This is a genomic window from Salipiger abyssi (genome assembly GCF_001975705.1).
GTDB classification, from domain to species: Bacteria; Pseudomonadota; Alphaproteobacteria; order Rhodobacterales; family Rhodobacteraceae; genus Salipiger; species Salipiger abyssi.
This window is the reverse complement of sequence record NZ_CP015093.1, coordinates 2,494,822-2,513,902: the sequence shown is the minus strand read 5'-3', so window position 1 is coordinate 2,513,902 and position 19,081 is coordinate 2,494,822. Positions and strand designations below refer to the sequence as shown.

19 protein-coding genes are annotated in these 19,081 nt (G+C 65.0%); 7 read left to right on the top strand and 12 right to left on the bottom strand.

The window, feature by feature from the left end:
• Positions 1-22: 22 nt before the first annotated feature.
• From maiA to Ga0080574_RS15720, 4 genes are read right to left on the bottom strand one after another with little or no spacing between them, the layout of a single operon-like run.
• Positions 23-670, bottom strand: a complete 648-nt coding sequence (gene maiA, locus Ga0080574_RS15735) for a maleylacetoacetate isomerase (protein WP_076701629.1) — start codon at positions 668-670, stop codon at positions 23-25.
• Complete coding sequence (locus tag Ga0080574_RS15730) at positions 667-1,362, bottom strand: fumarylacetoacetate hydrolase family protein (protein WP_076701625.1); 696 nt, start codon at positions 1,360-1,362, stop codon at positions 667-669. Before Ga0080574_RS15730 ends, maiA begins: the two co-directional genes overlap by 4 nt.
• A gap of 36 nt (positions 1,363-1,398) precedes the next feature.
• On the bottom strand, positions 1,399-1,962 hold the full coding sequence (locus Ga0080574_RS15725) for a maleylpyruvate isomerase N-terminal domain-containing protein (protein WP_076701621.1): 564 nt from the start codon (positions 1,960-1,962) through the stop codon (positions 1,399-1,401).
• 2 nt (positions 1,963-1,964) lie between these two features.
• Positions 1,965-3,044 (bottom strand): cupin domain-containing protein, encoded by a 1,080-nt coding sequence (locus tag Ga0080574_RS15720; protein ID WP_198039733.1) that lies wholly within the window; start codon positions 3,042-3,044, stop codon positions 1,965-1,967.
• 161 nt (positions 3,045-3,205) lie between these two features.
• Between Ga0080574_RS15720 and Ga0080574_RS15715 the strand changes: the two genes are divergently transcribed.
• Positions 3,206-3,703: a MarR family winged helix-turn-helix transcriptional regulator gene (locus tag Ga0080574_RS15715; protein ID WP_076701613.1), complete on the top strand. Its 498-nt coding sequence runs from the start codon at positions 3,206-3,208 to the stop codon at positions 3,701-3,703.
• On the opposite strand, the gene Ga0080574_RS15710 is transcribed toward Ga0080574_RS15715, so the two are convergent.
• A complete protein-coding gene (locus Ga0080574_RS15710) occupies positions 3,700-4,560 on the bottom strand; it encodes an SDR family oxidoreductase (protein ID WP_076701608.1) in 861 nt (286 codons plus the stop codon). The genes Ga0080574_RS15715 and Ga0080574_RS15710 overlap by 4 nt on opposite strands.
• 137 nt (positions 4,561-4,697) lie before the next feature.
• Here Ga0080574_RS15710 and Ga0080574_RS15705 point away from each other — a divergent pair, with 137 nt between their 5' ends.
• Positions 4,698-5,183 carry a lytic transglycosylase domain-containing protein gene (locus Ga0080574_RS15705; RefSeq protein ID WP_198039732.1) on the top strand — a complete coding sequence of 162 codons (486 nt, stop codon included), beginning with the start codon at positions 4,698-4,700 and terminating at the stop codon, positions 5,181-5,183.
• A gap of 6 nt (positions 5,184-5,189) precedes the next feature.
• On the opposite strand, the gene Ga0080574_RS15700 is transcribed toward Ga0080574_RS15705, so the two are convergent.
• The 5 genes from Ga0080574_RS15700 to Ga0080574_RS15680 all read right to left on the bottom strand — a co-directional run bounded on the left by Ga0080574_RS15700 (position 5,190) and on the right by Ga0080574_RS15680 (position 11,824).
• The gene (locus tag Ga0080574_RS15700) at positions 5,190-6,440 is read right to left on the bottom strand and encodes a PAS domain-containing protein (protein WP_076701603.1); all 1,251 of its coding nucleotides are present in this window, start codon (positions 6,438-6,440) and stop codon (positions 5,190-5,192) included.
• Between the two features lie 107 nt (positions 6,441-6,547).
• Positions 6,548-7,738 carry an ABC transporter permease gene (locus Ga0080574_RS15695; RefSeq protein ID WP_076701599.1) on the bottom strand — a complete coding sequence of 397 codons (1,191 nt, stop codon included), beginning with the start codon at positions 7,736-7,738 and terminating at the stop codon, positions 6,548-6,550.
• 4 nt (positions 7,739-7,742) lie between these two features.
• Positions 7,743-9,380, bottom strand: coding sequence for an ABC transporter permease (locus tag Ga0080574_RS15690; protein ID WP_076701594.1), 1,638 nt, complete (start codon positions 9,378-9,380; stop codon positions 7,743-7,745).
• 111 nt (positions 9,381-9,491) lie between these two features.
• The gene (locus Ga0080574_RS15685; RefSeq protein WP_076701590.1) at positions 9,492-10,598 is read right to left on the bottom strand and encodes an extracellular solute-binding protein; all 1,107 of its coding nucleotides are present in this window, start codon (positions 10,596-10,598) and stop codon (positions 9,492-9,494) included.
• A gap of 122 nt (positions 10,599-10,720) precedes the next feature.
• Complete coding sequence (locus Ga0080574_RS15680) at positions 10,721-11,824, bottom strand: ABC transporter ATP-binding protein (RefSeq protein WP_076701585.1); 1,104 nt, start codon at positions 11,822-11,824, stop codon at positions 10,721-10,723.
• 418 nt (positions 11,825-12,242) lie between these two features.
• Between Ga0080574_RS15680 and Ga0080574_RS15675 the strand changes: the two genes are divergently transcribed.
• The 3 genes from Ga0080574_RS15675 to Ga0080574_RS15665 are packed head-to-tail and all read left to right on the top strand — an operon-like array spanning position 12,243 to position 15,243.
• The gene (locus Ga0080574_RS15675) at positions 12,243-13,439 is read left to right on the top strand and encodes a M24 family metallopeptidase (protein WP_076701581.1); all 1,197 of its coding nucleotides are present in this window, start codon (positions 12,243-12,245) and stop codon (positions 13,437-13,439) included.
• An 11-nt stretch (positions 13,440-13,450) separates the two neighbouring features.
• Complete coding sequence (gene argE, locus Ga0080574_RS15670; protein ID WP_076701576.1) at positions 13,451-14,605, top strand: acetylornithine deacetylase; 1,155 nt, start codon at positions 13,451-13,453, stop codon at positions 14,603-14,605.
• Positions 14,602-15,243 carry a GntR family transcriptional regulator gene (locus Ga0080574_RS15665; protein WP_083716870.1) on the top strand — a complete coding sequence of 214 codons (642 nt, stop codon included), beginning with the start codon at positions 14,602-14,604 and terminating at the stop codon, positions 15,241-15,243. The genes argE and Ga0080574_RS15665 overlap by 4 nt, the downstream gene beginning before the upstream one ends.
• A gap of 125 nt (positions 15,244-15,368) precedes the next feature.
• Here Ga0080574_RS15665 and Ga0080574_RS15660 read toward each other — a convergent pair whose 3' ends face one another.
• Positions 15,369-15,866 (bottom strand): L,D-transpeptidase family protein, encoded by a 498-nt coding sequence (locus tag Ga0080574_RS15660; RefSeq protein ID WP_076701569.1) that lies wholly within the window; start codon positions 15,864-15,866, stop codon positions 15,369-15,371.
• A gap of 1 nt (position 15,867) precedes the next feature.
• The gene (gene ribA / locus Ga0080574_RS15655) at positions 15,868-16,962 is read right to left on the bottom strand and encodes a GTP cyclohydrolase II (protein WP_076701566.1); all 1,095 of its coding nucleotides are present in this window, start codon (positions 16,960-16,962) and stop codon (positions 15,868-15,870) included.
• Between the two features lie 155 nt (positions 16,963-17,117).
• Here ribA and Ga0080574_RS15650 point away from each other — a divergent pair, with 155 nt between their 5' ends.
• Together Ga0080574_RS15650 and Ga0080574_RS15645 are read left to right on the top strand one after the other, a co-directional pair.
• On the top strand, positions 17,118-17,804 hold the full coding sequence (locus tag Ga0080574_RS15650; RefSeq protein ID WP_076701562.1) for a response regulator transcription factor: 687 nt from the start codon (positions 17,118-17,120) through the stop codon (positions 17,802-17,804).
• 441 nt (positions 17,805-18,245) lie between these two features.
• Complete coding sequence (locus Ga0080574_RS15645; RefSeq protein WP_076701558.1) at positions 18,246-19,070, top strand: DUF2711 family protein; 825 nt, start codon at positions 18,246-18,248, stop codon at positions 19,068-19,070.
• Positions 19,071-19,081: the final 11 nt, after the last annotated feature.

The following is a 19,081-nucleotide window of genomic DNA, read 5'->3' as shown; positions in this document are numbered from 1 at the left end:
GGTAAAACAGCGTGGCCTGAAATCAGGCCTCGCTGTCGGGTTGGGTCTTGGGATGCGCATCGGCAAAAGCCGGCAGCGCGTTACAGGCCTCTGTGATGCGGTTGACGTTGCTCAGCCCCGAGATGTCGACCTTGAACCGCGCGGCGGAAAACACCTGCGGCACCAGGCAGATATCGGCCAGCGAGGGCGTCTCGCCAAAGCAGAAGGTGCTTTGCGGACGGCCCGCCAGCAGCGCCTCGCAGGCGTTGAGCCCGTCGGCGATCCAGCGCCCGCACCAGGCATCCAGCGCGTCCTGATCGGCGTTGAACTCCGCCTTGAGGTAATCGAGCACGCGCAGGTTTTGCAGCGGATGCACATCGCAGGCGATGACCTGGGAAAAGGCCCGGACCAGCGCGCGCAGGTCCGGATCCTCGGGCATCAGCTTTGCACCCGGCTTGGTCTCGTCCAGCCATTCGATGATCGCCAGCGACTGGGTGAGGCGGAAATCCCCCTCCTCCAGCGCCGGGACCAGCGCCTGCGGGTTCAGCGCGCGGAATTCGGGCGTCTTCTGCTGCCCGCCATCCTTGCGCAGATGCACCGAGGTGAAATCGTACTCGATCCCCTTCAGATTGAAGGCGATACGGCAGCGATAGGCGCTGGAAGACCGGAAATAGCCGTGGAAGTGGATCATTCCGCCGCCCCGATGGTCAGCTTGATCGGGTCCAGCCCGTCGACGCCGCCGGTGATCACGTCACCCGCCACAACCGCGCCCACACCCGCCGGCGTGCCCGTCATGATCACGTCGCCCGGTTGCAGGTGGTAAAAGCCGGAGAGGTGCGAGACGATCTCGTCCACCTTCCAGATCAGATCGTTCAGCGTGGCCTCCTGCTTGGTCTCGCCATTCACTTCGAGATGGATCTTTTGCGGGCCGAGCGCGTCGAAATCGGCGGCTTTGGTGATCGGCGCGAAGACGGCGGATTGCTCCACATCCTTGCCCAGATCCCAGGGGCGCTGCTTGGCGCGGGCGGCGAGTTGCAGGTCGCGGCGGGTCATGTCGAGGCCGCAGGCATAGCCGTAGATCGCCTTGGCCGCCTCAGCGGTGTCGGCCTTGAAGACCGGTGCGCCGATGACGATCACCAGTTCCATCTCGTAATGGAAGTTCTCGGTGCCCGGCGGATAGGGGATCGTGGTGTCGGTCGCCTGCGCCATCAGCGCCGATTTGGTGAAGTAGAACGGCGCCTCGCGGTCGACCTCGACACCCATCTCGGCGGCGTGGGCGGCGTAGTTGCGGCCAACGCAAAAGATGCGATGAACGGGGTATTCGGCGCTTTCTCCCTTGACCGGTACGGTGGGCCAAGCGGGAGAGGGGAAGAGGTTGGTCATGCGTCGTTTCCTTTTGAATTCAGATGTTTATCCGGATCATTCCGGGCGCAGAACGGGCGGCAGGTCGCGCACCCGCGCGCCGTTGCCCAGATCAAGCGCACTCTGCCAGAGCATCCGGGCGCGTTCCATCGCCGTTGCGCGCAGAGGGCGCGGCGTTCCATCGGCCCCGGCGCCCTCCAGATCCCAGCCAGCGCCGGGCAGATCGCGCCAGACCACATCGAGATGCACGGCGGAATGGTCGAAGAGATGGCGCAGCGCGCGCGGCGGCAGCGTCGCGCCAAGGTCGAGATCCTCGAGCGCGTCCCATTCGGGATCGCGCAGCGGCGGGATCTCTGCGCCGGCGGCGGCGGCTTCGGCCTGACGCGAGATCGCCCGCGCTTGGTAGGAGACCGCACAGATCACATGCGCCCGCGTTTTGCCCGCCACCTGCGACGGCGCATAGAGCGCCGCATCGTCCAGCTCGTTGAGCTTGCGGGCGAAATAGGCGGTGCCGCTGCGGGCAAGCGCGAGATCCTGCGCCGGCGCCTCGGGCGCGTCGTAACGCGCGCCAAGGCCCTGACGCTGGCGCAGGGCGTCCCGCGCCTCGTCGAGCGTGCTCATGCTTACCCCGCGTCTTCGATCTGCGTGCGGTCGAAATGCAGCCGCTCCATGATCGGCGCATCCGAGAAGCGGAACAGGTCGAAGGCGGTCTCCGCCTGAAGCGACCACGGCACCCAGGAAGGGATGACGAAGATATCGCCCTTCTCGACCTTGTGCTCGGTGCCGCCCATGACGATGGCGCCCTTGCCCTCGAAGACCTGGAAAACCGTTGACCCCACCTCGCGCCGCAGCGACGTTTCGGTGCCCGCGCGCAGGCGGTGGAACTCGGCCCGGATGGTCGGCATCACGTCGCCGCCGGTGGTCGGGTTCACATAGCGGATCGCTGCGTGGCCCTGTTCGATCGTGGCGGGGTGCCCCTCCTCCTCCAGCAGAAGCTGCTGGGTGAGCGCCGCATCGGTGTATTCCCAGCGATAGGCGCCGATGGGCGAGGAAACGGTGTTCTGAAGCTGCGACAGCGGGCGCAGACCCGGATGACACCAGAGCCGCTCGCCGCGCGAATAGTTGGGCGTGGCGTAATCGGTGACCCGGTCGGAGCCGAACTCGAAAAAGCCCACATCCATCTGATAGGAGAACGGGATATCCAGCCCGTCGATCCAAGCCATGGGCGCATCCAGCTCATTGTGGTGGCCGTGGAAGTTCCAGCCCGGCGTCAGCAGGAAATCGCCGCGCGACATGCGCACCGGATCGCCGTTGACCACGGTCCAGACCCCCTCGCCCTCGACGACGAAGCGGAAGGCGTTCTGCGAATGGCGGTGTTCGGGCGCGGTCTCTTTCGGGCCAAGGTACTGAATCGCGCACCAGAGCGTCGGCGAGATATAGGCCTCGCCGCCGAGTCCGGGGTTGGCGAGGCCGATGGCGCGGCGTTCGCCGCCACGGCCCACCGGCACCAGATCGCCCGAGGCCTGCGCCAGCGGGTAGAGATCGGACCATTTCCACACATGCGCCACCGCCTTGGGGCGCGGATGGCGCGGCATCAGATCGCCGGTCTGGGTCCAGAGCGGGTTGAGATGCTGGGCTTTGAAATCGGCGTAAAGCTGGCGCAGCTCCGGGCTGTCGACAGGCTGCATGGCGTCGGCGTCCATCGGTTCCTCCCTTAGGATGACTCGCATTCTTTAATAGGTAGTATGCGTATCATGTTGCCTCTGTCAATAATGATAAGTACACTTCTTATATTTACACCACTTCCCCGCGTTGCCCGGCGCCCTCGCTTGTCCGGCCCTGCGGGTTCGGATAGGGACGACTTATGGCGCATGTTTATGATCTGCCCGGACACCTGATCCGCCGCCTTCACCAGATCTCGGTTTCGGCCTTCGCCAGCGAGGCGGCGGCGGAGGGAATCGAGCTGACTCCGGTTCAATTCGCGGCGCTGAGCATGCTGGCCGAGTATCCCGACATCGACCAGGCCACGCTGGCCGGGCTCGTCGCCTATGACCGGGTGACGCTTGGCGGCGTGGTGAATCGGCTGGAAGCGCGCGGCCTGCTGGAGCGCAAGGTCAGCGCCACCGACCGCCGCGCGCGGCGGCTGCGGGTGACAGAGGCGGGACGGAAACTGGTGCGCGATGCCCTGCCCGCGATCGAGCGCACGCAAGAGGTGATCCTCAAGGATCTGAACGCAGAGGAGCGCGAGACGCTGCTCGGCCTGCTGCGCAAGATGGCCGATGCCAATAACGGGCTGAGCCGGGCGCCGCTACGGCTGCTGACCGGAAAGCCCCCCTGCGACGAACCGGACGAAGCGCCCTAGGCCGGCCCCTCTTCGTCCAGCAGCGCCTGTAGCCCCGCGCGATAGTCGGGATAGAGCAGCTCCACCCCCAGCGCCTCCTTTATGCGGCGATTCGAGACGCGCTTGTTCTCGGCATAAAAGCTGCGCGCCATCGGGCTCATCTCGGCGGTGTCGAAATCTTCCACCGGCGGTGGCGCGACGCCCAGCAGCTCGGCGGCGTGGAGCAGCACATCCTGCGGCGGCGCGGGATCGTCGTCGCAGAGGTTGTAGGCGGTGCCGGGGGCGGGATGCGCGATGGAGGCCTCGAGCACCTGGGCGATATCGTCGACATGGATGCGGGAGAACACCTGCCCCGGCTTGACGATGCGCCGCGCGGTGCCGCGCCGCACCTTGGCGAAGGGGCCGCGCCCGGGGCCGTAGATCCCCGCGAGGCGGAAGAGGTGCAACGGCAGGTCGGGGATCGCCTGCCACGCCGCCTCTGCCTCCGCGCGCGCCCTGCCCCGCGCCGTGCCCGGGGTCAGAGGTGTCTCCTCATCGACCCAGCCGCCGTCTTGATCGCCGTAAACCCCTGTGGTGGAAAGATATCCCGCCCAGTCCAGCGCCGGAGCCCGCCGTGCGACGGCATCGCCGCAGAGCCGCAGCGACGGGTCGCCCTCGGCGTCCGGCCCGGCGGAGATCAGCAGTTGGCTCGCCCGCTCCAGCGCCGCCTCGACCTGCGCGCGCTCCCAAAGGACCGGCTCGATCCCCTGTTCGCGCAGTTTGCCGGCCTTTTCCGGGTCACGCGTGGTACCGAGAATGGTCCAGCCCTGCGGCAAAAGCCGTTTTGCGAGCGCCTGGGCGGAATAGCCGTGACCGAGGGAGAGAAGCGTCTGTGTCATGGCGCCAAACTGGGCGGCGGCGGCGGGATTTGCAAGCGGCTGGCGCTGAGCGGGGAAGCGCGCATGCGGTCGTGCCGGGATAGGCAGGCGGGCGGCGTTGCGCTATTGCAGAAACAGGTGCCAGCGAGAGACCTCCGATGATCCGATACACCCGACGCGCGAGCCTGGTTTTGTGCCTCGGCGCGCTTGCAGGCTGCGGCGCCCGCCGCAACGACCCCGAGATCGCCACATCGGGCCGTTTCGACCCGCCGCTCTATCCCAACGAGACGCCGGAGCTGCGGGGCAAGATCAACAGATGGGCCGATCACTACAAGGTGCCCCGGAAACTGGTGCATCGTCTGGCGATCCGCGAGAGCACCCATAACCCCGCCGCCCGCAACGGCCCCTATTACGGTCTGCTGCAAATCCTGCCCCAGACCGCCCGGACAATGGGCTTTCGCGGCAGCGCCTCCGAGCTGCTGGATGCGGATACCAACCTGAAATACGCCGTGAAGTACCTGCGCGGTGCCTGGCTGCTGTCGGACGGCAGCCATGACGCGGCCATCGGCTGGTACGCGCGTGGCTATTACTACGAGGCCAAGCGCCGGGGCATGCTGGTCGAGACCGGGCTGCGCGCCGCCTGACCCGGCTCAGGTCATCGCGCGCAGCATCGCGGTGTTGGACTGGATCACCGTGTTCAGCTCGACAATCTTTGCGAGCCGCGCCTCGATCTCGTCCTGCCCGGCGTCGAGCTGATCGACGATCCCCGAGAGCGAATCTCCCGAGCCGTTGAGCGCCGCGCTTTCGATCTTGCACATCATCCGGGTCGAGCTGAGGCCGGTGACATAGCGCTTCATGTCGAGCACGCTGCGCCCGAGCCTTGTCGCCTCCGTCTCGAGCACTTTCAGCGCATCGGCAGCGAGCTTGTTGAAAGTTTCCGCCTCTTTCTGAAGGGTCTCACGATCCTGCGTCAGCGCGCTGCTGTCCTGCGCGCCCTTGATATCGTCCTCGAACAGCGCCGACATCTCGCTTTGCATGATCCCGGCACAGACGAGGAACTGCCCCTTCTGGATCGTCTCGCGCATGCGCATATAGGTGCTGTCCTTGCCATCGACGAAATCGCGCACCCAGCTCGCCATCTCGTCGAGCATGGAGCCGTAGTTGACCGAGATCGCGCTGATCGGGCCGCCGGCGTTTTCCAGCCGCGAGGCGAGGATACGCATGTTCATCGGCACGGTGCGGATCGCCTTTATGATCTCGGTCATATCGTCGGTTTCCTGCCGGATCTGAACGATGGTCTGAACCATGGTCAGGAAACGCTGCTGGCGCTGATCCAGCGTGGAGCCGATGCGCCGGGCGCGCTCCTCCAGCTCCAGCGAGAGGGCGGCGGACATGAAGGCGTCGTAATGCTCGAACCCATGCTCGGCGAGCCGGGCGAGCAGGGCCTCGGCGCTTTTGGCCGGCGATACCCCCTCCTCGTTCTCGGCGCGGCGCAGCTCCGCATAGATCTCGCGCACATTGGCGAAGAGCTCCGTGTTCGGCTTGACGCGCACCGAGAGATAGCCGCCGGGGATCGGCCAGGCCACCGCGAGAACCCAGTAATGGCGCCCGTCCTTGGCACGGTTCTTGACATAGGCGGCCACCTGCTTGCCGCTTTTCAGCCGCTCCCAATAGAGGTGAAACACCCCCTTGGGCATGTCGGGATGGCGGACAAGCTTGTGTGGCGCGCCCTTCAGCTCTGTCCAGCCATAGCCCGAGATGCGCCGGAAGACCGAGTTGCCCTCGATGATGACCCCGCGCTCGTCGGTGCGGGAGTAAAACAGGTTGGAGGCATCAAACGGCACCTCGCCGACCGCGCTGCTGCGGGTCGGCGAGAGAAGGTGAGAATCGTGTTGCGACATCGGGGCCTCGTGCTGTGCCGGGAGCGGCGTTCGCCCCGACCATGCACCCTGCACCCTTTCCAAATCCTCAACGCGGGCGGGTTTCTCGGCCCGCGTCGAGGATTATGTCAGCCCGGGCTCAGGCCGCGCAGCCGCTCGGAGCGACGGCGCAGCATCTCGACCGAGGCGAGCAACAGGATCGAGATGCCGACCAGGATCGTCGCCGCGGCGAGGATCGTCGGCGAGATCTGCTCGCGCAGGCCGGTGAACATCTGCCAGGGCAGCGTCTGCAATTCGGCGGAGCCGATGAACAGCACCACGACCACCTCGTCGAAAGAGGTGATGAAGGCGAAGAGCCCGCCCGAGATCACGCCGGGCAGAATGAGCGGCATCTGCACCCGGAAGAAGGTGGTGATCGGATCCGCCCCCATATTCGCCGCCGCCCGGGTCAGCGAGCGGTCGAAGCCCACCAGCGTCGCGGTCACGGTGATGATGACGAAGGGAATGCCCAGCACCGCGTGCGCCAGAACGACGCCCCAATAAGTGCCGACGATGCCGATCTTGGAGTAGAAGAAATACATCCCCGTGGCCGAAATGATCAGCGGCACGATCATCGGCGAGATCAGGATCGCCATGATGGCGCGCTTGCCCGGCACATGGCTCTGCGACAGGCCGATGGCCGCCAGCGTGCCGAGGCTCACCGAGATGATCGTAGCCACAGGCGCGATCAGCAGCGAGTTCTTCACCGCACGGGTCCATTCCGGGTTGGTTAGGAAGTCGCGGTAATGGCGCAGCGAATAGCCGTCGGGATCGAAACGCAGCATCTCGGGGGTGAAGGTAAAGAAGTTCTCGGCGTTGAAGCTGAGCGGCATCACCACCAGGATCGGCGTGATCAGGAACACGAAAATCGCGCCGCAGATCACCCGGAAGGAATAGTGCCACAGCACCTGCCCGGGGGTGAGGTAGGGCACCAGCTTGGCCCGGTAGCGACCGAAGCCGACCCAGTAGGCAAACCAGCCGAAGAACCAGCCGAAGAGCAGCCCGACCACCGCGCCGGGCAGTGCGCCCAGCAGGTAGCCGGCGATGGCGAACAGCGCGACCAGCCCCCAGCGGGTGGCTTTTTCGCTGCCCTCGCCGAGCAGCGTCACCGCCACAAAGCCGATCGCCGCCATGATGATCGCGCCGGCCAGGATGCCCAGCACCACCGAGCCGTTGGCGGCGCCGACGAAGATGCCTGCGAAGGCACCTGCGGCGGCCAGCACCGGAAGGGTGAAGGAGAGGGGCTTTTCGCCCACGGGTGTGAGGATCACTTCGTTCATGGCCTTACCCCAGCTTCACGTTGTCGATGCCGACGATCTTGTCGTAGGCCCAGTATAGGATCAGAACCACCGCCAGCAGGATCGACCCGAGCGCCGCCGCGAGCCCCCAGTTGAGCGAGGACGAGATGTGATAGGCGATCCGGTTCGAGATAAACGTCCCGGTGGTGCCGCCGACGATCTCGGGGGTGATGTAGTAGCCGATGGACAGGATGAAGACGAGGATCGAGCCCGCGCCGATGCCCGGCACCGATTGCGGGAAATACACCCGCCAGAAGGTCGTCCAGTTGGTGGCGCCCAGCGACTTCGAGGCGCGCACATAGGACGTCGGGATCGTCGACATCACCGAATACATCGGCAGGATCATGAAGGGCAGCAGGATGTGGGTCATCGCCACGATCGTGCCGAACTGGTTGTTGATCATGGTCAGCCGCGCATCATCGGCCACCAGCCCCAGCCAGACCAGCACATCGTTGATAACGCCCTGCTGCTGCAACATGACCTTCCAGGCCGAGGTCCGCACCAGCAGCGAGGTCCAGAACGGCAGCAGCACCAGGATCATCAGCAGGTTGGCCGAGCGCATCGGCAGGTTCGACAGGATGTAGGCGACCGGATATCCCAGCAGGATGCAGCTGAAGGTGATCACCAGCGACATGAACAGCGTGCGCTGGAACAGCAGCATATAGATGCGCTCGTTGTCAGGCCGAGCCTCGGCGCCGTCCGGCGTGAGCTGCATGTCGATGGAGTTCAGAAAGTAGCCCGAGGTATAGTCGGGGCTGTAAAGCTTGATGGTGCGCCAGATATCAGGCTGGAGCCAGTCCTCGTCGATCTCTTCGAACCCGTCGCGGAAGGAAATCGTCTCGAAATCCGGGCTGTCGACCAGCGCATCGGCGGCCTGAAGCATCTCGGCGCGCGGGCCGGAATAGCCGCTCATATCGCCTGCGACAAGATCCTGATAAAGCGCGGTATGCACCGCCGACCAGGGCTCTTCGTCGAGCAGGTTGTTGTTCTCTTCGCGCTGCTGGAATTCCGCGAAGATCGCGTATTCGCGTGACGCGGTGGGCAGCAGGTCGGCAATATCGTCGCGCAGCTCGAACCCGGGCTGGCGGCCCTCTTCGTCCCAGCCCTGCTGTTCGGAAAGCCAGTCGGGATCCCCCATGAGTTCGGCCCAGGGCAGCGCCTCGTCCCAGTCGCCGTTCAGGTCTTCGAACTGATCCTGATAAACCTCGCCGATGTCGTCGAGCCCGCGGCCCGATTTGCGGAAAAGCGAGGAGGCACCGGTCTGCTCGTAGTTCAGGCGCGTGCCGAGCCGGGTGTGCTCCTTGCGCTCGGCAGCAAGGAAAATGTCGTAATAGGCGGCTTCGAACGCCGCGTCAGAGGGCAGCTCTTCGCCGTCCCAGTCGGCGAGCGCCGCGGTGGTCTTGGGCAGCGTGTCCGACACGATCTGGTTCTCGACCGAGCGGAACAGCATGTCCGCGATCGGCGCGATGAAGGTGATCAGCACGAAGAGCAGCAGCGGTGCGATCAGCATCAGCGCGCGCATCTTTTGCATGCGCAGGGCGCGGGCCAGGCTTTTCTTCAGCGGCCTGCCGTCTGCGGCCAGCATCGGCCCGGACTTGCTGCCATCTCCGGTTGCGTCGGTCATGGTGTCCCCGTTGGTTGTTTGGACCACGATCTCTTCGGATCGTCGTGGGTCGGGCGCAGCCGCCCGTCCCGAAAGCCGAAGGGGCGGGCCGAAGCCCGCCCCCGGAAGTTATTATTGAGCCAGCCAGGCCTGGAATTTCGCGTCGATGTCGTCGCGATAGTCGGCCCAGAACTCGTAGTTGTAGAGCAGCGTGTTCGAAGCGTTCTCCGGATCGGTCGGCATGTGCGGAGCCATGGCGATGCCAAGCTCTTCATGATCGCCAACCAGCGGCGCCGAGGACTGACGTGCCGGGCCGTAGGAGATGTACTTGGCCTGATCCGCCAGACGCTGGGTGTCGGTGGCGAAGTAGACGAAGTCCTTCACGCGGGCCAGCGCCTCGTCCGAGAGACCGGTCGGGATGATCCAGCCGTCGAGGTCGAACACCTGCATGTCCCAGAGCATGCCCACCGGCTGGTCCTGCTCTTCGATCACCGAGAACAGGCGACCGTTATAGGTGGAGCCCATCACGACTTCGCCGTCGGCCAGAAGCTGCGGCGTGTCGGCGCCGGCCGACCACCAGACCACCTGGTCCTTGATGGTGTCGAGCTTGGCGAGTGCCTGGTCCTGACCTTCCGGGGTTTCCAGAACGTCGTAGATCTCGTCCTTGGCAACGCCGTCGCAGTAGAGCGCCCATTCCATGTTGTTGATCGGGCGCTTCTCAAGCGACCGCTTGCCCGGATAGGTTTCCAGATCGAACAGCGCGCAGATCTCGGTCGGCGGGGTGTCACCCACGAGGTCGGTGCGATAGCCCACGGTGGTCGAGTAGACGATCTGCGGAATGAAGCAGTCGGACACGATCATGTCGCCGAAATCGTCCTCGGCGGAAGTGCCGTCGGGCGCCTCTGCCAGCAGCTCGTCGGGGTCGTATTCCATCGCCAGGCCTTCGTCGCACAGGCGCATGGCGTCGGAGGCCACGACGTCGACGAGATCCCAGGTGATGTTGCCCGCTTCGTTCATGGCGCGCAGCTTGGCCACGGCCTCGTTCGAGCTCTCATCCCAGGAGATGCTGACTTCGGGATGCTCTTCCAGATAGGGCTTGGCATAAGCCTCGTCCTGGCTGTGCTGATAGGCACCGCCCCAGGACACGAGCGTCATGCTGTCGGCCATTTCCTGAGCGGAGACCGCGCCGGCGGCAACGGTGAGCGCCGTCGATGCCAGAAGGGTTTTGGTCAGTTTCATTGGTTACTCCCTTTTCAACCCGTTGTCGTTAGAGACCGGGCCCCGGGTGTCGGCGCCGGCTCCGTTGCGTGTGCCGTGGCGCGGATCGGCAACGATCCTGCGCCACCGGTACACGCATTAACCTAAAACGCGTCGAGCGCCCGGCAATCCTCGGGAAGCCAGCCGATCTCGATCTCTTCGCCCGGCTTCAGCCGCACCTGGTCGGGGGCGTTCCGCGTCTTGATGACGAACTCGTCATTGCCGGCAACACTCAGACGTGTGCGGAAGATGTCACCCATATAGATGAACTCGAGCACCTTGGCCTTGAGCGTATGGGCACCCTCCTGGAGGCGATCCTTATTGACCTCGACCCGTTCGGGCCGGATCGAGACACGGGTGCGTTCACCCACCTTGGTGACGTTCACCGGCTGCGCATCGATCATCTCGCCACCGTCCAGCTTGACGGTGCAGGTGTTGCCCTTGATCTCGGTGATCACGCCCTCAAGCGTGTTGTTCTCGCCGATGAACTGCGCCACGAAGCTGTTCTGCGGCGCCTCGTAAAGCTCATCCGGCGGCGCGAGCTGCTGAATGCGACCGTCGTTGAACACGGCGACGCGGTCAGACATGGTCAGCGCCTCGGTCTGGTCGTGCGTCACGTAAACCACGGTGATGCCCAGCTTGTGCGCCAGATCGGTGATTTCGAACTGCATCTTCTCGCGCAGCTGCTTGTCGAGCGCGCCGAGCGGTTCGTCCATCAGCACCAGCTCGGGCTCGAAGACCAGCGCACGGGCCAGAGCGACCCGCTGCTGCTGACCGCCCGAGAGCTGCGCCGGGCGGCGACCGCCGAAATCGCCCATCTCGACCATATCCAGCGCCCGCTTGACCTTGGCCTCGCGGTCGGACTTGCCGATCTTGCGCACCTCAAGCGGGAACGAAAGGTTCTCGGCGATCGTCATGTGGGGGAACAGCGCGTAATTCTGAAAGACCATCCCGATGCCGCGCTTGTGGGGCGGGATGTTGTTGATGCTGACCCCGTCGAGCTTGATCTCGCCATGGGTCGCGGTCTCGAACCCCGCAAGCATCATGAGGCAGGTGGTCTTGCCCGATCCGGACGGCCCCAGCATGGTCAGGAACTCGCCCTTGGGCATGGTAAGGTTCAGATCCTTAACGACGAGTGTCTCGCCGTCATAGCTTTTCTGAACGCGCTCAAAGGCAACGAATGCGTCGCTTGTCCCGGTATCTGGCAAATCCGGCTCCCCGTTAATGTCTCGCGGATTGTCCCCGCTGTCTTGCGACCAGACTAAACCCCGTCAGCCAACGTGTTGCAACAGCCTAGAGGCAATACGAACGCTATCGCCCCCAACACGGGAAACCCGGGCACAAAAACGGCACTTTACAGACGAAAGCGCCATTCAGCGCAGCCCAATCAGGAAAATGGTCTGCGCCTTTTCTGAGATGCGACGCTACGTCAACGCGAATTTTACAGGGTTTTCGGCGGCAGAATCGTGAAAAATACCGGGTTTTAACCTCAGGGGTGCACAACTAATCAGCAGAGGCGACGTTTTTCAGCACTTAGCTCCGCAAGCGACGCCGAATGTCGGTTTTTGACAGCCCCAGTTGTGCACAAGTGGCTAGCTGGGGCGAAGACACGACCGGAGACTCGCTATGCGCCAGCACCGATTCCAGAAAGACCTGCCGTTCAGCGAAACGGAATACGAGCGCCGCCTGGCGCTGACCCGTGCCGCCATGGAACGCGCCGGGATCGAAGTGCTGCTGGTCACCGACCCCGCCAATATGGCGTGGATCACCGCCTATGACGGCTGGTCCTTCTATGTCCATCAGGGCGTACTGGTGTTTCCCGACGCCGATCCGGTCTGGTGGGGCCGCAATCAGGACACCAACGGCGCCATCCGCACCGTCTGGATGGGCGACGACCGGGTGATCGGCTATGCCGACAACTACGTTCAGTCGACCGAGCGCCACCCGATGGAGGATCTCGCCCAGCGGCTCATCGGCATGGGGCTGGAGGGCGCACGGCTCGGCGTCGAGATGGAGAATTACTATTTCTCCGCCAAGGCCTATCAGGCGCTGGCTGCCGCCCTGCCCGATGCCACGCTGATCGACGCCACCGCGCTGGTGAACTGGCAGCGCGGCATCAAATCCGCCGAAGAGATCGCCTTTATGCGCAAGGCGGCAAAGATCTCCGAAAAGATCGTCGACGGTCTGCTGGAGCGGGTCGAGCCGGGCGTGCCGAAACACCAGGTTGTGGCCGAGATCCAGCGCGACGCGATCCTCGGCGTGGGCGACGACTGGGGCGATTACGCCTCCATCGTGCCGCTGCTGCCCTCGGGCTCCGATGCCGCCGCCCCGCATCTGACCTGGGACGGGCGCCCCTTCAACAAGGGCGAGGCCACGTTTTTCGAGATCGCCGGCTGCTACCGCCGCTATCACACGCCGTTCTGCCGCACGATCTTTCTCGGCGAGCCGCCGGAGATCTTCCGCAGCGCCGAGGCGGCGCTGGTCGAGGGGCTGGAGGCCGGGCTGGAAGCCGCCCGCGCCGGCAATCGCGCCTGCGACATCGCCGATGCGCTGGCCGCGCCGCTGGAGCGCGCCGGCATCGAACGCGGCGCACGCTGCGGCTATCCGATCGGTCTCTCCTACCCGCCGGACTGGGGCGAGCGCACGATCTCGATCCGCTCCGAGGACGAAACCGTGCTGCAACCCGGCATGACCTTTCACTTCATGCCCGGCCTCTGGATGTCCGACTGGGGGCTGGAAATCACCGAATCCATCCTGATCACCGAGAACGGCCCGGCGGAATGCTTCTGCGACCGCCCGCGCCAGATGTTCGTCAAACCTTAAAGGACACATCTATGCTGAAAGAGACCGAAGCCCTTCTGGCCGAACTCATCTCCTTCCCCACCGTGTCGAGCGACAGCAATCTCGACATGATGGCGTGGATGGCCAACCGGCTTGAACATCACGGCGCTCGGGTGGAGCTGTTTGCCGACGCCAGCGGCGCCAAGGCCAACATGTTCGCCACCATCGGCCCGGACGTGCCGGGCGGCGTGGTGCTGTCGGGCCATTCCGACGTGGTGCCGGTCACCGATCAGGTCTGGCATTCCAACCCGTTCCAGCTCACCGAGCGCAACGACCGGCTGCACGGGCGCGGCGCCTGCGACATGAAGGGCTTCATCGCCGCCGCCGTCGCCATGGCCGACCCGCTGGCCGAAACCCCGCTGAAGCGTCCGGTGCATCTGTGCTTCACCCATGACGAGGAAGTGGGCTGCATGGGCGCGCGCGCGCTGGTGCCCGAGCTGGAAAAGCGCGGCTACGCGCCCCGTATGGCCATTGTCGGCGAGCCCACGGACATGCGCATCATCGAGGGCCACAAGGGCTGCTGCGAATATACCTGCCGCTTTCACGGGCTGGAGGGCCACGGCTCGGCGCCCGAGCGCGGGGTGAACGCGGTGGAATACGCGGTGCGCTATGTCACCCGGCTGATGGCGCTGGCCGAGCAGCTGAAAACCCGCGTGCCGGCGAATTCGCGCTTCGATCCGCCCTGGACCACGGTCAATGTCGGGCGGCTCTATGGCGGTGTCGCGCATAACGTGATCCCCGGCTTTGCCGAGGTCGACTGGGAAATGCGCCCGGTGCAGGCCTCTGACGCCGGTTTCGTCAAGGAGGCGCTGCACGCCTATGTCGAGACCGAACTGCTGCCCGCCATGCGCAAGGTGAACCCCGCCGCCCGCATCGAAACCCAGGTGATCGGCGAGGTCGCCGGGCTGGAACCGCTGCCCGAGAACGCCGCCCGCGATCTGGTGGCGCAGCTCACCGGCAACGATGCCTGCGACGTGGTGCCCTTCGGCACCGAGGCGGGACTCTTCCAGGAGATGGGCATGTCGGTCGTGGTCTGCGGCCCCGGCTCGATCAAGGAGGCGCACAAGCCCGACGAATACGTCTCGCGCGATCAGCTCTCGCAATGCCTGACCATGCTGGAGGGCGTGGCGCGGAGCATCGCCGCGTGAGCGGCGCGGCGCGGCGGTTCCAGCGTCTGCACGCGGAACTGCGCGCCCGCATCTGCCTGCTCGATTATCCGCCGGGCACGCTTCTGTCGGAAACCGCGCTGGCACAGGAATTCGGCACCTCGCGCACACCGCTGCGCCGGGTGCTGGCGCGGCTCGAGGACGAGGGGCTGGTCGAAAGTCGCCACGGCGTCGGCACGCTGGTGACCGATGTCGAGATCGGCGAGATGGCGCAGGTCTATGCGCTGCGGCTGGAGCTGGCGCAGCTCGCCGGCACGCTCGACCCGCTGCCGGTGACGCCGGAGATGCTGGATGAGATCGCGGGCTTCGTCACCCGGGGCGAGGCGCTGCTGGCCGCGCCGGAGCCGCGCGGCTTTGCCCAGCTCAATATGGAATATCACAGCTTCGGCCTCTCGCTCACCGGCAACGCGGCGCTGCGCGAGATGACCGAACGGCTCTATTTCCGCACCGCGCGGATCTGGCTGAAATCCATCCCGCATATGGATCTGGCCGACGAATGCGCAATCTTTCTCAGCGAGCTGCGCGAGACACAGACGGCGCTGCGTGCCGGCGACACTCAAGCCGCCGCCCTCATCCGCCGTGCCCATATCTCGATGAGCGTGCGTCGAATGAGCGGCTAGCGGCGAACTCCAGAACCAGCCCCCATAGCCACCTCAAGTCCCGCGCCCCTGGCCCGGAACAAGGGCGAGGGCTGCCGCTATGCCCGGCTACCGTTTCGCCGCTGGCGAGGTCAACGGCCAGTGGCTCACCCCAGCGACCCCGGCACCACAAGCCGCGTCCCCGGCGCCGCAAGCGCCGCGATCTGGCGCAGGTGATCGCGGCGGAACGCGATGCAGCCCTCTGTCGGAAAGCCCGGCCTCCGCCACTGGTGCAGGAAGATCGCCGAGCCGCGCCCCGGCACGGCGTCGGGCCAGTTCCAGTCGGTCAGCAGCACGATGTCATAGAGCGGATCGGCGCGGCGCATGCACTCGTGGCTGGGCGCATAGGGCGCTCGCACCAGCGTGTTATAGGCCGGATCGCCAGAAGCATCCGACCAGAGATCGCCCGGCAGGATCGGCACGGCCCAGGGCGCGGGCCGCGCCACCCGGTCGGGGCGGTAGAGCGTGCCGACGATGCGGTGCACACCCACCGGCGTCGCCCCGTCGCCCTCGCGCTTGTCGGCACGGATGCCGCCGCGCCCGATGGAGCAGGGCCAGACCCGCCCGGCAAACCGCAACCCAAGAGGCGTCAGAACCATCTCCATGCTACAGCAGATGCCCCGATTTCGCCGCCTTGGTGGCGAGGTAATGCGCGTTGAACGCGGTCTTTCCCACCTTCAGCGGGACCCGCTCAGCCACAGCAATGCCCGAACGCTCCATCATCGCGAGCTTGTTGGGGTTGTTGGTCAGCAGCCGCACCGCATTGAACCCCATCCGCCGCAGGATCTCGGCCCCCAGCCGGAAATCCCGCTCATCGTCCTCGAAGCCCAGCCGGTGATTGGCCTGCACCGTGTCAAAGCCCTGATCCTGCAACGCATAGGCGCGCATCTTGTTGGCGAGCCCGATCCCCCGCCCTTCCTGGTTGAGATAGAGCAGCACGCCCGCGCCCTCCTCGCCCATCCGCGCCAGCGCCGCATGCAGTTGTGGGCCGCAATCGCATTTCAGCGAGCCCAGCACATCGCCGGTGAAACAGGCCGAATGCAGCCGCGCCAGCACCGGCTTGTGACGGTCCGGGCGGCCCACCTCGACGGCGTAATGTTCCTCGGAGCCGTCCGCCGGGCGGTAGATGTGCAGGCGTGCGTTCTCGGTCGTCTCCAGCGGCACCCGGGCCGAGACCACATGATCGAGATTGGACAAGAGAAGCATCGAGGGCGCCGCCGCAACCCCGTCGACCAGCGTCAGGTTCTCGCGCATGGCGACGCCCATCGGCGCCTCCAGCGGCAGCACAAGCGCCGCCGGCAGCAGCCGCGCCGATTTCGCCAGCCCGATGGCCAGCCGGTGCAGCGCCACATCGCCGCCGCGCCGCTCCTTCAGCGGGCCCTTCATCGGCATCGACAGATCGTCCGCCGGGTCGGCGATATTGCGCACCCAGCCAAGATCGGCATCGCGCGGCAGCGCCACACGCGCCAGATCGCCGTCATAAACCCGTGCCTTCAGCGTCGCCGCCCGCCGCGCGGTCAGCACCAGATCGAGATCGCCCTCCGCCGCGCGCAGCAGCGCCAGCCGGTCCTCCGTCGCGGTCTCGGCGGCGAGCACCAGCGCGCCCTGCCCGCCCTCGCCCGACAGCACCACCGGCACGCCCATGCGCAGATCGGCGCGGGCACGGGCAAGGATCTCCATCAGGTTGGGCGCAAGGGGCATCCGGGCTCTTTCCAAACGGCAGCGCTGAAATAAATCAGCTTGTGCCTTGTAACAAAAGCCTCCGTTCAACACGAGGGCGTGAAACTGGTGCAGCAAATCTTGTCCACACGCAACGGTGTTTCCATGTGAGGGCAAGACGACACGGAGAGATAAAGATGCCTCAGATCAAGAACATCCTTCTGGTGGACGACGATGACGACCTGCGCGAGGCGCTGGCCGAGCAACTGGTGATGACCGAGGATTTCGAGGTCTTCGAGGCCGAGAACGGCGCCTCGGCCATGTCGCGGGTGAAAGAACAGAATTACGAGCTGATCATTCTCGATGTGGGCCTGCCCGACACGGACGGGCGCGAGCTCTGCCGGCTGATGCGCAAGCAGGGCGTCAAGGCGCCGATCATCATGCTGACCGGCCATGACACCGATGCCGACACGATCCTCGGGCTCGACGCCGGCGCCAACGATTACGTCACCAAGCCCTTCAAGTTCCCGGTGTTGCTCGCCCGGATCCGCGCCCAGCTGCGCCAGCACGAGCAATCCGAAGACGCGGTCTTTACCGTCGGCCCCTACACGTTCCGCCCGTCGATGAAGCTGCTGGTGACCGAGGACGATCGCAAGATCCGCCTCACCGAGAAGGAAACCAATATCCTCAAGTTCCTCTACCGCGCCACCGAGGGCGTGGTGGCGCGCGACGTGCTGCTGCATGAGGTCTGGGGCTACAATGCCGGGGTGACCACCCACACGCTCGAGACGCATATCTACCGCCTGCGCCAGAAAATCGAGCCCGATCCGTCAAATGCCCGCATTCTCGTCACGGAATCGGGGGGATATCGGCTCGTCGCCTGAAAATGTGCCGATTTGCGCACAGCCGGCACAATTCTGCCGAGTATCAAAAGGTCCTACTTCCCGCTTGACGCAGATCAAAGTAGTATCCATCTGGTATAATATTACCGACGCCAAGAGTTCCCGTTGCATGTGCGGGTTATCGCATGCACCTCCCTGTTGGACCTGGCCGGGCTTTTTGCCCGGCCTTTTTTTGTGGCCTATTCAGGCCTGCACCGGCACGCTTCCCCAGCGCGAAGTCGTGCAAAAACAAGGGCCCCGGTCATCCCCAACCGAGGCCCGCCGGACTGCTCGGCTCCGTGAGTGATGCCGCAGCGTCGTATTGCGCCGCAAGTTCATCAGGAAAAGATTAAGAAACGGGTAATTCCGACGCCGTGACCGCACATGCAATATTGACCCAAGGCAAGTTGCAAACGCTCGGAGGGATACTCTAGAAGCTGCCCAATGCAGTCAGATTTCTCCGAAGACCTCCTCGCGGACGTTCCGCGCCGACTCCAGCACCCGTATTTCAATGTTCCGGTCCTCGATTGGTGGAAATACGACTACGACCATGTTTTCGTGGTCCTGAATCCGTTTTTCCTTGTACCCGGCTACGCGCCCGATACCGCCGCCTATGGGCCGATGCACACGACACTCAATCCCGTAGAGCTGATGACGCAGATCGAAGAAGGAGGGCTTCTGGCCCGGGTCAATCCCGCCCCGGACGGGTTCGAGGACATTATCAAGCAGACCGGACGGCCCGTGCGCTGGCAGGCGGTCGCGAAAGCGGTCGGCATGGAGGGCGAGTTCGATCGCTTTGCCCGCACCGTCTGGCTTCAGATCATTGCCGGAGAGATCCCCGAGGCCGATATGGATCTCGCCGCCCGAATTGAGGCCTATTGCGACAACGCCGGGCTTTACCGCCCCGAGGAAGACGTGCTGCCCGCCATGCTCGAACCGGCGCTTGGGCACTATCTCGCTGCGCTGGGTGAGACGCAGGCGACGCTCTGGAACGAGTGGCGCGACATGTCACGAAGCTGTCCTGTCAGCAGCCTGTCGCAGGACAATCCCGCCACTTCGCTGCCCGGCGAAAAGCTCTGCGCTGTCACCGCCCCCGGGGTCATGCTGAGCTGGGCGTATGACGATGTCGCAGGGCTTCTCGCGATGACCGACGCGCGGCGTAGCGCAGCCGATCCCGCCGACTATTTCGAAGGCTTCTGGGCCACACCCGAGACCACTTCGGTCGTCTTCGAACCGGAGAGCGCAGCGCCGCCGCTCTTCCGGAACTGAAAACGCCCCGG